10 protein-coding genes, 3 tRNA genes and 2 pseudogenes are annotated in these 13,434 nt (G+C 39.2%); 10 read left to right on the top strand and 5 right to left on the bottom strand.

What is annotated here, in order from left to right; genetic code table 11:
• Positions 1–3: 3 nt before the first annotated feature.
• Positions 4–348 (bottom strand): hypothetical protein, encoded by a 345-nt coding sequence (locus tag JCM10991_RS14370; RefSeq protein WP_025020682.1) that lies wholly within the window; start codon positions 346–348, stop codon positions 4–6.
• A gap of 216 nt (positions 349–564) precedes the next feature.
• On the opposite strand from JCM10991_RS14370, the pseudogene pnuC reads away from it, so the two are divergent.
• The 7 genes and pseudogenes from pnuC to JCM10991_RS04405 all read left to right on the top strand — a co-directional run bounded on the left by pnuC (position 565) and on the right by JCM10991_RS04405 (position 8,830).
• Positions 565–1,327, top strand: a pseudogene (pnuC, locus tag JCM10991_RS12640) (nicotinamide riboside transporter PnuC).
• Between the two features lie 212 nt (positions 1,328–1,539).
• The gene (locus tag JCM10991_RS04430; protein WP_025020681.1) at positions 1,540–3,552 is read left to right on the top strand and encodes a DHH family phosphoesterase; all 2,013 of its coding nucleotides are present in this window, start codon (positions 1,540–1,542) and stop codon (positions 3,550–3,552) included.
• Between the two features lie 19 nt (positions 3,553–3,571).
• Positions 3,572–4,021, top strand: a complete 450-nt coding sequence (gene rplI, locus JCM10991_RS04425; RefSeq protein ID WP_023859890.1) for a 50S ribosomal protein L9 — start codon at positions 3,572–3,574, stop codon at positions 4,019–4,021.
• A 55-nt stretch (positions 4,022–4,076) separates the two neighbouring features.
• Positions 4,077–5,491: pseudogene (gene dnaB, locus JCM10991_RS12635) on the top strand (replicative DNA helicase).
• A gap of 130 nt (positions 5,492–5,621) precedes the next feature.
• On the top strand, positions 5,622–6,200 hold the full coding sequence (locus JCM10991_RS04415) for a flavodoxin (RefSeq protein WP_023859892.1): 579 nt from the start codon (positions 5,622–5,624) through the stop codon (positions 6,198–6,200).
• A gap of 117 nt (positions 6,201–6,317) precedes the next feature.
• Positions 6,318–7,313, top strand: coding sequence for a D-2-hydroxyacid dehydrogenase (locus JCM10991_RS04410; RefSeq protein WP_025020680.1), 996 nt, complete (start codon positions 6,318–6,320; stop codon positions 7,311–7,313).
• 224 nt (positions 7,314–7,537) lie between these two features.
• Positions 7,538–8,830 carry an adenylosuccinate synthase gene (locus tag JCM10991_RS04405; RefSeq protein WP_023859894.1) on the top strand — a complete coding sequence of 431 codons (1,293 nt, stop codon included), beginning with the start codon at positions 7,538–7,540 and terminating at the stop codon, positions 8,828–8,830.
• A 56-nt stretch (positions 8,831–8,886) separates the two neighbouring features.
• Here JCM10991_RS04405 and JCM10991_RS04400 read toward each other — a convergent pair whose 3' ends face one another.
• A complete protein-coding gene (locus JCM10991_RS04400) occupies positions 8,887–9,393 on the bottom strand; it encodes an acyl-CoA thioesterase (RefSeq protein WP_023859895.1) in 507 nt (168 codons plus the stop codon).
• Positions 9,394–9,910: 517 nt separating this feature from the next.
• On the opposite strand from JCM10991_RS04400, the gene JCM10991_RS04395 reads away from it, so the two are divergent.
• Positions 9,911–11,134: a NupC/NupG family nucleoside CNT transporter gene (locus tag JCM10991_RS04395; RefSeq protein WP_025020679.1), complete on the top strand. Its 1,224-nt coding sequence runs from the start codon at positions 9,911–9,913 to the stop codon at positions 11,132–11,134.
• 101 nt (positions 11,135–11,235) lie between these two features.
• Here JCM10991_RS04395 and JCM10991_RS04390 read toward each other — a convergent pair.
• Positions 11,236–11,308 (bottom strand) — tRNA-Lys (locus tag JCM10991_RS04390).
• A 47-nt stretch (positions 11,309–11,355) separates the two neighbouring features.
• Positions 11,356–11,428 (bottom strand) — tRNA-Lys (locus JCM10991_RS04385).
• A gap of 318 nt (positions 11,429–11,746) precedes the next feature.
• Between JCM10991_RS04385 and JCM10991_RS04380 the strand changes: the two genes are divergently transcribed.
• Positions 11,747–11,818, top strand: a tRNA-Arg gene (locus JCM10991_RS04380).
• Positions 11,819–11,857: 39 nt separating this feature from the next.
• Here JCM10991_RS04380 and JCM10991_RS04375 read toward each other — a convergent pair.
• Complete coding sequence (locus tag JCM10991_RS04375; RefSeq protein ID WP_023860083.1) at positions 11,858–12,406, bottom strand: hypothetical protein; 549 nt, start codon at positions 12,404–12,406, stop codon at positions 11,858–11,860.
• 139 nt (positions 12,407–12,545) lie between these two features.
• Here JCM10991_RS04375 and JCM10991_RS04370 point away from each other — a divergent pair, with 139 nt between their 5' ends.
• Complete coding sequence (locus JCM10991_RS04370; protein WP_025020678.1) at positions 12,546–13,292, top strand: L,D-transpeptidase; 747 nt, start codon at positions 12,546–12,548, stop codon at positions 13,290–13,292.
• Positions 13,293–13,434 lie beyond the last annotated feature (142 nt).

Genomic DNA, 13,434 nt, shown 5'->3' with positions numbered 1-13,434 from the left:
AATTTACGATGCTTGATCGTTGGCAGAGGTTTCTTGGTGGTAAATAAGCATATTTAAACTGGTAAAAATAATTTTACAGCCCATTAAGGTAATCCACATCCATAACAAGAATCTTCCGTTACCACTTTGCCAAGGTCGATAGAGCCCCTTGAATTTGAGAAACTTAAAAGCCACTATGAAGAAAAGGGCATAAAATCCGAAAAAAAGTCCCCAGGCTAAGAAAATATTTTGGTTATTATTAGCCAATAAAAGCCCGGATTGGGGGAGTTCCATCAAGATTAGCATCCCGATGAAAATTAAAACCTGTTTAAACCAAGAAAAACATCTTTGGCTAAAATTTTTTTGCATAAAATCACCTCATTACACTGAGTGCCAAGAATAAAACTAAAGATAAGTTCAGACACTATATATTGTGTTTTTTGAATTTTTTAACACAATATATAGTGAAAAAACGCTTGTCAACTCCTAAGATATGTCCTATAATAATCCTTGTCGTTTTTACCGGCGTTGGTAAAAATACTCATCTGATCAGTGGAGTAAATCAAAAATTGAAGGATGTAACTTATGTTTGAACGTTATCATGATGTCTTAACCCACCTGCCAGAATACTCTAAAAATGTATTCCGGAAAGGTTATTTTGCTTGGCTGTGGAAACAATGCCAAGGTTGGGGTGCTTTTTCTTATGCGCTCTTAGCTTTTAACTTTATCTTACAAATTATCTCATTAATTCAATCCTTTGGTCAAACCCCAATTGCGTCTTTACTTTCATTTATCGGGGGGAACTTATCGGTGGCCTGTGTTCTGGGGATTTCTAACCGTTCCGGAATTCAAGGGTGGGCTGGAGCTATTTCCGCCCTGGCCATTGCCTCCACGGGTTTTATGGCCGGAAACTACGCGACGGCTTGGGAACAAATTGGTTACTTGATTTTTTTAGACCTCTTCTGTATTTTAGATCCGAAGTGGAATGATGACATTCAAGTTGAAAAATTTGAATCAGCTGGAATGGGTCAAATATATTATTTTCTTCCTTGTAACTTGGGGGATTGTTTACTGGCTCTTTAGCATGACCAATGATCCACGGGTCTTCTTAGACAGTTTGAACCTGGCGATGGCCATTACTGGTTCTTTATTAGAATTAAATCGGAAACGGGAGCAATACTTTGTATGGACTATTTCTTCGGTCTTTACGATTGCTCTTTGGACCCAAACCATGTTGCAAGGTGACGGTAATTTTGCTTTAATCTTCTCTTACAGCATTTTTTTCTTAAATGACATGTATGCTTTCTTTAGTAAGCGTGGCTGGTTCCGTTTGGAAGAAAGAGTTTAAAATTAAATTTTTTTCAATTTTGTTTTCCCTCCTATTTTAACTGAATTTTTTGCGCTAAAATTAAATTGTAAACTCATAACATTGCTCCGTCGGGATTCAAGAACCGGTGGGGCTTTTTTGCAAGCAAAAATAAGTTACTTGTGATAAAATGAAGGATGAATTTTCTGTCAGTAAAATACTCTCCTATAAGGAGAGAGATTGCGGGGAATAAAATGAAAAGATTTTTTACACGCGACTCCTGGCGACTACCAGCAATCTTTGCAAATGTGAAACTCCGTCTGTTAGCAGCTTTACTTTGGGTGATGGCGATGGCCTTTGTGGTTTTAGGCTTTCATCTTAGTTGGTTAGTGGGACTGGTGGCTTTACTCTTTGTGATTATCGTAATCGTCATTACAATAAATGTGGTCTATCAGACCAACCAAAATACAAGTGAATATTTGACAGACTTATCTTATCGCATTAAAAAGGGAGAGCAAGAATCTTTCTTGCGTCTACCGATTGGGATTTTGTTTTACAATGAAAAAGCGGAAATTGCTTGGGTTAATCCTGCCATGCAACGCTATTTTGGTAAGGAAAAAATTTTAGGTCACCCCTTAAAGGAAGTTGATGAAACTTTAGCAGACTTGATTGTTATCCATCAAGATGATGATAATTTTTGTGAAATCTCCTGGAAAGATAAGTATTACACCTTTCGGGTGCAAAAAGAAATTCGAGCGGTTTATCTCTTTGAAGTTACGGAATACATAGGTTATAAACACCAATATGAAGATTCACGGGTAGTTTTAGGCCAAATTTTTTTGGATAACTATGATGAGGTAACTAAATCCTTAAATGATCAAGAGATTTCGCGCCTAAGTAGCTATGTAACTACGACCTTGTCGGATTGGGCGGAGCGGTTTAAAATGTACTTAAAGCGCATTGATGAAGACCATTACTTTGTTTTAGGTTACACGTCCATGTTGGAAAAAATGGAAGAAGAGAAATTCAAAATCTTAGATGAAATTCGTGAGTATACCTCTAAGCGTAATAATCCGATTACCTTAAGTGTTGGTATAGCTTATGGCGGGGATAATCTTGCGAATTTAGCTAGCCAGGCCCAAAGTAACTTGGACCTGGCCTTAGGGCGGGGAGGAGACCAAGTTGTTGTGCGAGCCAAAGATGGGCAAGCTCGATTCTATGGCGGAAAAACCAATCCGTTAGAGAAACGAACCCGAGTGCGGGCGCGGATGATTTCTCAAGCCCTCCAGGATTTAATGCGACAAAGTGAACAAGTTTTTGTCATGGGACATAAAAACTGTGATATGGATTCCATTGGTGCTTGCCTGGGAGTTCGGCGGATTGCAGCCATGAATCAAAAAAAATGCTGGATTGTCTTGGATAAGGGAAATCTCCACAGTGATATTTTACGGTTATTAGAAAGTTTAGAAGATTATCCTGAAATTGCCCAAAGTATTATTAGTCCAGCTGAGGCTTTAGAAAGAGCGATTAACAGTGATCTTTTAGTTATGGTGGATCACTCCAAGCCATCTATGTCCGTTAGCCTCGAACTTTACGAAGCCATGGCCAATCGGACCATGATTATTGATCACCACCGGCGGGGCGAAGAGTTTCCACAAAATCCGATGTTGGTCTACATTGAACCTTATGCAAGCTCAACTTGTGAATTGATTACGGAAATGTTTGAGTACCAACAAAAAGATCTCGAACCAATCAATAAGATTGAGGCTACTGCGATGTTAACGGGGATTATCATTGATACCAAGTCCTTTGCCCTACGGTCAGGGACGCGGACCTTTGATGCGGCGAGTTACTTACGGTCAGTGGGGGCCGATCCCGAAATGTCCCGCCACTTTACCAAGGAAAATGCCAAGGATTACATCCAACGCAACCACCTTTTGGAACGGCTGGAACTCTTGGATGACAACGCCCTTAGTACTGGTGAAGAAGAACGGATTTATGATCCAGTTACGGCCGCTCAAGCTGCCGACTCTTTGTTGAATATTAGTGGCGTAGAGGCTTCCTTTGTAATTACCCGGCGGAATGAGGATACAGTTGGGATTTCTGCACGGAGTAATGGGAAGAAAAATGTGCAGGTCATTATGGAACAACTTGGTGGTGGGGGGCACTTATCCAATGCAGCAACTCAAATCAAGGACACCACGGTGGCTCAAGCGCGTCAGGACTTGTTAGCCTTATTACAAGCAGACGCTGAAGAAAACAAATAAAGAATGTGAGGAAAACAAAATGAAAGTTATTTTTACACAAGACGTACGTGGTAAAGGTAAGCGGGGAGAAGTAAAGGAAGTTCCTGATGGTTACGCGAACTTTTTGATTAAGGCCAACAAGGCTAAACAAGCCGACGCTAAGGCAATGTCAGCTTTACGTGGTCAACAAAAGGCGGAAGCCAAGCACGAAGCCGAAGTTTTGGCCGAAGCTAAGGTCTTAAAAGAAAAACTTGAATCAGGTGACTTTGTGGTTGAAATGACGGCTAAAGCCGGCAGTGATGGTCGTTTATTTGGCTCCATTACTAGCAAGCAAATTTCACAAGCTATGGAAAAACAATATGGTATTAAGATTGATAAGCGTAAGATGGAATTGAATGAACCAATTCGTTCCATGGGTTATGTCAATGTCCCAGTTAAATTACACAACCAAGTCTCTGCCAAGATTAGAGTACACATTGCCGAAAAATAATGACTGTTAGAAATCACCGCGTTTGTTGGTGATTTTTTAAACGAAAGGAGTTTTTATGAACAACGAAAGCGTGGAAGCTAGCTTACAAGAAGGGTTACCACCCCAAAATATTGAAGCGGAACAATCTGTCCTAGGTTCCATTATTATTGATAATGATACTCTCGCTGATGCTCAGGAATATTTGGAAGCCCAAGATTTTTATCGCAGTGCACATAAGCAAATTTTTCAGGCTTTTGTTGACTTAAACGACCGCGATGAACCTCTGGATCCGTTGACAGTAGCGAATTACTTAGCTGAACAAAATCAATTAGAAGATGTGGGAGGGCCGGCTTATTTAGCTGAATTAGCGGGGATTGTACCATCGGCATCAAACGTAGCTAACTATGCTAAAATTGTTTCAGAAAAGTCCACGTCACGGAAATTGATTGCGGCTGCGCGGGATATTATTTCGCGAACTCAAAATCAAGATGGTGATATACAAAGTTTGGTGGACAAGGCTGAGCAAGATATCATGCGTATTTCAGAAAACCGTACTACAAGTGGCTTTTTGAAGATTAAGGATATCATTGCAGAATCTTACCAAAATATCGCAGACCTTTCTCAAAGAAAAGAGACGATTACAGGGTTAGGAACGGGGTTTGCAGATTTTGATAGGATGACAGCGGGACTGCAACCGGATAATTTAATTATCTTGGCAGCTCGGCCGGCTGTTGGGAAGACGGCCTTTGTTTTGAATATTGCACAAAATGTTGGTTTAGCGACGGATAAGACGGTAGCTATTTTTTCTTTGGAAATGGGGGCAGAATCTCTAGTTAACCGGATGTTATGTGCCGAAGGAATGATTGATGCCGGTCACATGCGGACGGGGAACTTGACAGATGAAGAGTGGCAACATTTAATGATGGCTTCAGGTTCTTTGAGTCGAACGTCGATTTTTATTGATGATACCCCGGGAATTAAGGTTTCTGAAATTCGCGCTAAATGTCGTCGTTTAGCCAAGGAGACTAAGAATCTTGGGTTAATTGTGATTGATTATCTCCAACTGATTGAAGGTTCCAATAAAGAAAGTCGTCAACAAGAAGTTTCTGAAATCTCGCGACAATTAAAGAAGTTAGCTAAGGAATTAAATGTGCCTGTGATTGCCCTATCCCAACTTTCCCGTGGGGTAGAACAACGACAAGATAAGCGGCCAGTGCTATCTGATATTCGGGAATCTGGTTCAATTGAACAAGATGCTGATATCGTAGCTTTCCTTTACCGAGATGATTACTATGAAAGAGAAGGTTCTCAGGACGGTAATGATGATGGTTCCGGGATGCCTATACCGGGAATGCCGGATTCAGATAGTAGTTCTAGTCCGGTAGAGTTAATTATTGAAAAGAATCGGGGGGCGCGCGAGGAACGGTTAACCTCCTTTTTATGAAATCTTATAACAAGTTTTCTTCGCTTTCCTTGCGAGATGATCAATAATTATTAAGAAAAGTTTAAGATGGCTAACGGGAAGGTAAAAAATTAACTCAACTTGATTTAATAGCGGTAAAATACTTCTATAGATTGGAAGCGAGCCTTGATAACAAGGTTACGAAAGGGTGAAAAATTTATGTCAACATTAGGAACTATCATTGTGTTAGCTTTTATTATTGTGGTAGCTTTATTAGGGTACTTCTTCAATAAAACTATGCCAACCGATTTAAAGGTAGCGAAGCCAATGTACAAAACTTTGGTGCTTTACTTCTCTCCAGCTGATGAAGTAAGTGATTTAGCTCATGAAGTTCACCAAGCGGTTGGTGGTGACATTATCGAATTAAAAGGTAATCCCGCTTATACGGGGCACGATAAGACCCGAGCTTTTAAGGAATGGATTACTGGGGCGACACCAGAACAGATTACGCCTATTCCTGATTTAGCTAACTATGACACCATTTTTATTGGTTACCCTATTTGGTTTGGGACAGCACCGATGGTGATTAAGGATCTTTTAAAAAAGAATGGCTTTGCAGGTAAAGATATCGTGCCTTTTGCTATGGAAACTGCTATTTCTGGGAAACGGACGCGTTCTATTCGTCTCTTGAGAACTCATGCACCAAGAGCAAAGGTTTTACCACGCTTGCTCTTGCATAAAGGTCAGGATAACCAAGTTAGAATTGCCGCCTATCTCAAAGAAACTGGATTAAAATAATAAAACTTTGCGATTTGTCTTAACAAGTCGCTTTTTTAGTTGAAAATTATCAATCTCTTAAGGTCTTTTCAGATTATTGTGCTATGGTATAGATATACTAGTAAAGGAGTTGGAATCGTGAAAATTATTGCTTTTGGTATTCGTGATGATGAAAAGCCCTTTGTGGACCAATGGTGTCAAGCTAATCCTGGGGTGGAAGTCAAGATTACCCAAGAACTACTTACGCCGGAAACAGTTACCCAGGCTCAAGGTTTCGATGGCGTAACAGCCCTACAGTTAAACCCCTATGCTGATGAAGTTTTTGAAAAATTAGCGAGTTACGGTATTAAGAATTTTTCTGTACGTAATGTTGGGGTGGACGGTATTAATCCACAAGTTGTCGCTAAGTTAGGGATAAAAGTCACTAACGTACCGGTCTACTCACCAGCAGCGATTGCAGAATTTACCGTTACGCAATTGTTGAATCTCTTGCGGCGGACTAAGGAATACGACCGAAAGATGGCGCAAGGAGACTTTCGGTGGGCACCGCAAATTTCTCGTGAGTTGAATCAACAAGTAATTGGGGTTGTGGGAACCGGTCATATCGGTCGCGTCGCTATACAAATTTACCAAGGTTTTGGGGCTAAGGTTATCGCTTACGATGCTTTCCGTAACCCAGAATTAGAAAAGACGGGCATTTATGTTGACAGTTTAGACGAGCTATACGCTCAAGCGACCGTGGTAACTTTACATGTGCCCCTTTTGGACAGTACTCACCATATGTTAGACCAAGCAGCTTTTGCTAAGATGCGTCCGGGTACACTTATTGTGAATGCTTCGCGGGGACCTTTAATTGATGAGGAGGCCTTGATTGCTGCTTTAGATAGTGGTCAGATTGCTGGAGCGGCCTTAGATGTGATGGAAGATGAAACGCAGGTCTTTAATCACGATTTGGGTAATCGCAAGCCAGATTATCCGGCCTTTAATAACTTATTTGCACGCGACAATGTTTTAATTTCGCCACACCGAGCTTTCTATACGGATGTTGCTGTGCGTAATATGGTCTTTGAGAGTTTCCAAGCTAGCCGCGATCTTTTTGAAAAGGGATATTCAGACAAAGAAGTGAAATTTTAAGGGAAAAGGCAATTTTAATTGCCTTTTTTATTTTTAAACGCCCCTAAATTTAATTTAAAGTTCGCTAATAAAAAAAATATTTTCATTTCCGGATAATAATATTCGGTTTCTGTTGAAGAAAGGATAACTTTTTGTTACAATAGCAAGTGGTGTTAAGTGGAACCTTCCGCTTAGAAAAAAATGCACTCGTCAGTGCATTGCAGATAAATTAACGAGGTGAAGATATGTCATCAGTTGTTGTTGTAGGGAGCCAATGGGGCGACGAAGGAAAAGGTAAGATTACCGACTTTTTGAGTCATGATGCGGAAGTGATTGCCCGTTACCAAGGGGGCGACAATGCCGGTCATACGATTGCTTTTGATGGTAAGACTTACAAATTACGGTTAATTCCATCCGGGATTTTTTACTCCGAAAAGATTGCCGTGATTGGTAATGGGGTTGTATTAAATCCTAAATCTTTAGTTGAAGAGTTAGACTATTTGAAAGAAAACGGAATTTCTACAAGTAATTTACGGGTTTCTGATCGAGCCCATGTCATTTTACCTTACCATATTGCTCTAGATAAGCTCCAAGAAGCTTCTAAGAAGAGTAACAAGATTGGAACCACTAACAAGGGAATTGGTCCAGCTTACATGGATAAGGCATCTCGGGTCGGGATTCGTGTCGCTGATTTATTGGACCGTGAAACTTTTGAAGCAAAATTAAAGACTAATTTGGAAGAAAAAAATCGCTTGTTTGAAAAATTCTATGATGCTGAAACTTTAAACTTCGATGATATTTTTGAAGAATACTACGCTTATGGCCAACGTTTCAAGGAATATGTGACGGATACTTCTGTTGTCTTAAACGATGCCTTAGATGCTGGTAAGCGGGTCTTATTCGAAGGTGCTCAAGGGGTTATGTTAGATATTGACCATGGAACTTACCCATTCGTAACCTCCTCTAACCCAGTTGCTGGGGGAGTAACTATCGGGAGTGGGGTTGGTCCTGCCAAAATCGACAAGGTAGTGGGAGCATGTAAAGCTTACACTTCTCGGGTCGGAGACGGTCCTTTCCCTACCGAATTACATGATGAAATTGGTGATCGGATTCGCGAAATTGGGCATGAATATGGGACAGTTACTAAGCGTCCGCGCCGTATCGGTTGGTTTGATTCAGTTGTGATGCGCCACTCTAAGCGTGTTTCCGGTTTAACTAACCTTTGTTTGAATTGTTTAGATGTGTTAACTGGTTTAGACGAAATTAAGATCTGTACTGCGTATGAGCTAAATGGTGAAAAAATTTACCATTACCCAGCTTCCTTGAAGGAATTAGCAGCATGTAAGCCAGTATATGAGACACTTCCGGGGTGGTCAGAAGATATTACTGCTTGCAAGACATTGGAAGAGTTACCAGAAAATGCGCGTAACTACATTCACCGAATCCAAGATTTAGTGGGGGTAAAAGTTTCGACCTTCTCTGTAGGGCCAGACCGTGAACAAACTAATGTTTTAGAAAATGTTTGGGCACGAATCTAACTAAGAATTAAAAAAGCCACTTTTGCATTGGTTAAATGCAAAAATGGCTTTTTAGTTTACAACCAAGGTTGTTTTAAACTGAGGTGTTGTTTCATATCTTTTTGAGCTTGGTAGTTCAATTGACGTTGTTGCTTTCTTTTAGAGTAACCTCGACATAGGTAAATTTCTTCATCGCTTTCGGGTTTAACCGCGGGGATGGTAACATCATCGTCGGTAGCAACAAAGGTAATAAAAGCTGTTGCACCTAAAAAACGTTCGCCCGTCAACATTTTTTCCCCAATAATTTTTACGAAAACCTCCATAGACCGCGTTCCGCTTCCTGTTAAGTAGGTTTCGATACACATAGCATCATCCAATGTGAAAGGAGCGATGAATTGGACGTTGTCTAAAGCCGCTGTTACTAGATGGCTACGACAAGCTCTTTGGGCGGTCACTGAGGCTGTTGCATCTAGAATTTCCATTAAACGTCCGCCAAAAAGGGTACCATGTTCATTTAAATCCCCATTTAGAATGCGGTGATTTGTAATAGCTAAGGTTTGTTTACAAGTAAGTGTTTTAGGCATAAAAAATTCTCCTTGGAAAATTGTAAAGAAAAACCAACGAGCCTTAATAACCTTGCACCGTCATAAAATAATCTTTATAATCTTCTTTGATAATCTCGACGGTTCGTTATTAAATCTCATTGGTTCTGGTCATTTAAGAAGATGATGTTAATTCAACCCTTAATCTAACCTAGAAGTGTCCATACTTCGTTACCAAAATCGCATTTGCGAACTCAGTGAATTAACCGTATCTTCTTTACACCTTCATTATAAAGCAACTTTTAACAAATGCAAGCGTTTTATAAAATAAAATACCATGATAAAAATTAAAGTTTAATGACAAAAAACGAGATTAAATGAGATTTTTAAGCAATATTCGGGTAAATTAACCTTGTAAAAGGTTTTAGTAAATCCTTTTTTGAATTTTTATAATGAGAATTACTTAAATGAATGAAAAAGTTCGGATAATTTACAAAGTCTTGAAAAATCGTTATACTAATTTAAAACAATTTTATAGATTTTCAAGGAGGAAAAAAGAGTGTATCTTTTAGTTAATGCTCTCGGTTTACTAATCTTCTTGGCAATTGGTTTTGCTTTTTCTAAGGATCGTAAAGCCATCAAGTGGATGTCCATCGGTGTGATGATTGTCGTGAACTTATTTTTAGCCTGGTTCTTAACCAGCTTCTCAATTGGTCGGATGATGGTTGAGGCGGCAGCGGCTGGTTTCAATAGCCTAGTTGATGTAGCTTATGAGGGGGTAGCCTTTGCTTTTCCAAGTCAAATCAACACGGATTCTAAAGACTGGTTCTTCTCTGTTTTAATGCCCGTATTAATGATTGTGCCATTATTTGATATTTTAACTTATATCGGGATTTTACCATTCATTATTAAGTGGATTGGTTGGGCCATTTCTAAGATTACCGGTCAACCTAAATTTGAATCATTTTTTGCGATTGAAATGATGTTTTTAGGGAACACGGAAGCATTAGCTGTTTCAACTTTGCAATTAAAGCAAATGAACAAGGAACGTAATTTGACGTTAGCTATGATGTCCATGTCTTGTGTGACAGCATCAATTGTGGGGGCTTATACCCAAATGATGCCACCTAGTTACATTTTAACGGCAATTCCAATTAACGTACTTAATGCTTTAATTGTGACGGCTTTGATGAATCCAGTTGACGTTCCAGCTGAAGAAGATACGATTGCAACCATTGGGGCAAACCCGGAAACATTGGATGCTAATGGTAAGAAGGAACCATTCTTCTCCTTCTTGGGTAACTCAATTATCGGTGCTGGTAAGTTAATCTTAATCATTGTAGCTAATGTTATTGCTTTTGTGGCATTAGCTAAGTTAATTGACAATGTTTTAGGTGTGGTTCACCCATGGTTATCCTTAGAGCACATTTTGGGGATTATTATGTACCCATTTGCTTGGTTACTTGGTTTACCATTTGATGACGCCTTCAAGATGGCTCAATACATGGGGATGAAGTTGGTAACTAACGAATTTGTGGTTATGCAAGATGTGACTAAGACTATCGGGACTTCTGCTTTTACAGAACACTTCCGGGCGGTCTTGACAACTTTTGTGATGTCCTTTGCTAACTTCTCAACTGTGGGAATGATTATTGGATGTTTTAAAGGTATTGTTGACGATGAAAAGAATGACTACATTTCTAAAAATGTTTTATATCTTTTAGTTTCCGGGATTTTAGTTTCCTTGCTTTCTGCAGCAATGGTGGGACTTTTCTCCTGGTAAAATCTAAAGAAGCTCGTGACGTTAGTCGCGAGCTTCTTTTTTGGTAAATATAAAAAAATGGAGATAAAAAAAACGGTCCTTAACCAGACCGAAATTAAAAATGGGTGGTCAGGGGATCGAACCCTGGACCCACGGATTAAGAGTCCGTTGCTCTGCCAGCTGAGCTAACCACCCAAAATTATCATTACTGATAAAAGATAGTAATTAGATATCTAATTAAATGGGTGGTCAGGGGATCGAACCCTGGACCCACGGATTAAGAGTCCGTTGCTCTGCCAGCTGAGCTAACCACCCAAAATGTTATCGTCGCTTACCGACAAAAAATATAATACCAGTTATGGAAAAAATATGCAAGCTTTTTTAGGAAAAATCTTCAGAAAAAGTTTAAAGTGTCAAACAATGCTAACTACAAAGTAGAAATTGTTATAATTAGGTATATAAATATGGATGCAAATTTTCTGTTATTGAGGTAGAATGGTTTAGGTTTAGTTTGTGGAAAAAGTAGCTAGGTTGAATAGAACTTTGATTTAAAGCTAAAAAATAAAAATTTTGACAAGCAAGTGCTTGCATAAAAAGAGAAAATGCAATATAATATTTAAGTCGGTTGATATTGCGCCGCTAGTGTAATGGATAGCACATGAGATTCCGGTTCTCAGAATGAGGGTTCGACTCCCCCGTGGCGCATCTTAAATAAGCCTCCTGCCAGTTGGTAGGAGGCTTTTCTTATGCAATGATCAAATGTAGGTGATAGGATTTTTCTTTTTCAACAAAAGTAAGTTGGTCGTTTTCCCAAATGACATTTTTATAAGGCCCACCTTCCAGGAAAGTAGCGACTTTGAGGGGACGGTCACTATCTAAAAGGTTTTGCACCTGTAAAGTATAGTCGTCAGGCAAATATCCCAAGAGGAGCGGAATTTGATTCTGATAAAGGTATGAAACAGCAATGCGGGAGGCTTCCTCGTTTGTGGAATCTTCATCTTCCCAGAGGGTAATTTGGCCCAGATAAATATCCATCGGGTAGTGGTAAATTTCTAATTCTTCATAATCACGCAATAAGAGCAGTTGAATATTGTGGCTCAAAGCTTCATCACTATAAGTATCACCAATGTTTGTTGTTTGATCCAAGTAAGCGAGAGCTTTTTTTAAATTGTGTAGATTTAAATTAACAAGTTCCGCATCTACATACCAAGGTTCGCCATACTTGATATCTTCATAGGGGCTGATGAGTGGTTCAGGCTTTTGGTTAGGCTGCTTTGATGAATCTTGTACCATAAAAAAACCTCCTTTGATATTAGTCGATAAGAATAATTCTAGCACGTTTATCTAAAAAAGAGTATTAGTTTGCTGGATGTTTGACAGAGGGGAGAAAAATTCGTATGCTAAAGAAAGAAAAAAACGAGGAGTTACAGTTATGCAAAAAAGGAACTTTTTTTCCTGGATTGTAGCGGTAATTTTGGTTGTTGTGACCGTTTACGCTGCCATCCATGTCCACAAAGCTGAACAAGCGAATGCCATTAAAATGGAAAAACGGGCGCAAAGGGAAAAACGTCAAAAAGCGATTCAAAAGAAATTAACCACTCAGCAAAAAAAGGCCCTTCAAGATAGTCAAAATATTGATTGGAATAAGCCGTCTGAAAGTCTACCGTATCCTGACTTGAGTTTGACCAAATATCAAAATACCAAGAAACATAAACATCGCTTATGGATTGAAGTTTCACCTAAGAAACAAAGAGTTTACATCCGTTCTGGAAAGTATACTATTTACACTATGTATGCATCCATAGCTAAAAACTATGAAAACCATCAAAGTGATTACCAAAAAACGCCTGAAGGTCATGAAAAAATTGAGAAGCGACGAGGAACAGGGTATTTTGATGAAACTAAAGGTTATGGGGCAAAATATTGGACCTCTTTTAAAGGGGATGGCGTGTACCGCTTTGAATCGGTACCTTTTAACAAGGATGGTAAGGTCATAACTAAGCAAGCCAAAATGTTAGGACAAAAGGTCACACGTAAACATAATGTGAAGGCCTACGGTTCTATTCGTTTAACGGTTTCTGATGCCAAGTGGATTATGGAAAATGTACCGGCTAAAACGAAAGTGGTCATTCATGATAAAAATAATGATGACAGTTATTTAGAGTTTTTAGATGAATAATTTAAAGGTTCCAAGGGAAAATTGGAACCTTTTTCATATGGTTTTCATAATTTGAGAGTATAATCGAAGATTAAAATTAATTAAGTTTTGCTTGATGTAAAATGTTGATTTTTTTAAAAAATTATCAAAAATAAAAGGGTTT

The sequence above is a fragment of the Ligilactobacillus equi DSM 15833 = JCM 10991 genome, from assembly GCF_000615765.1.
In the GTDB taxonomy this organism is placed as follows: Bacteria; Bacillota; Bacilli; order Lactobacillales; family Lactobacillaceae; genus Ligilactobacillus; species Ligilactobacillus equi.
This window is presented reverse-complemented; position numbering and strand designations above follow the sequence as displayed.

What these genes read in the sequence shown, in the direction of transcription:
- JCM10991_RS14370 (WP_025020682.1), bottom strand. Translation starts at nt 348, where the DNA reads ATGCAAAAAAATTTTAGCCAAAGATGTTTTTCTTGGTTTAAACAGGTT.
- JCM10991_RS04430 (WP_025020681.1), top strand. Translation starts at nt 1,540, where the DNA reads ATGAAAAGATTTTTTACACGCGACTCCTGGCGACTACCAGCAATCTTT.
- rplI (WP_023859890.1), top strand. Translation starts at nt 3,572, where the DNA reads ATGAAAGTTATTTTTACACAAGACGTACGTGGTAAAGGTAAGCGGGGA.
- JCM10991_RS04415 (WP_023859892.1), top strand. Translation starts at nt 5,622, where the DNA reads ATGTCAACATTAGGAACTATCATTGTGTTAGCTTTTATTATTGTGGTA.
- JCM10991_RS04405 (WP_023859894.1), top strand. Translation starts at nt 7,538, where the DNA reads ATGTCATCAGTTGTTGTTGTAGGGAGCCAATGGGGCGACGAAGGAAAA.
- JCM10991_RS04400 (WP_023859895.1), bottom strand. Translation starts at nt 9,393, where the DNA reads ATGCCTAAAACACTTACTTGTAAACAAACCTTAGCTATTACAAATCAC.
- JCM10991_RS04375 (WP_023860083.1), bottom strand. Translation starts at nt 12,406, where the DNA reads ATGGTACAAGATTCATCAAAGCAGCCTAACCAAAAGCCTGAACCACTC.
- JCM10991_RS04370 (WP_025020678.1), top strand. Translation starts at nt 12,546, where the DNA reads ATGCAAAAAAGGAACTTTTTTTCCTGGATTGTAGCGGTAATTTTGGTT.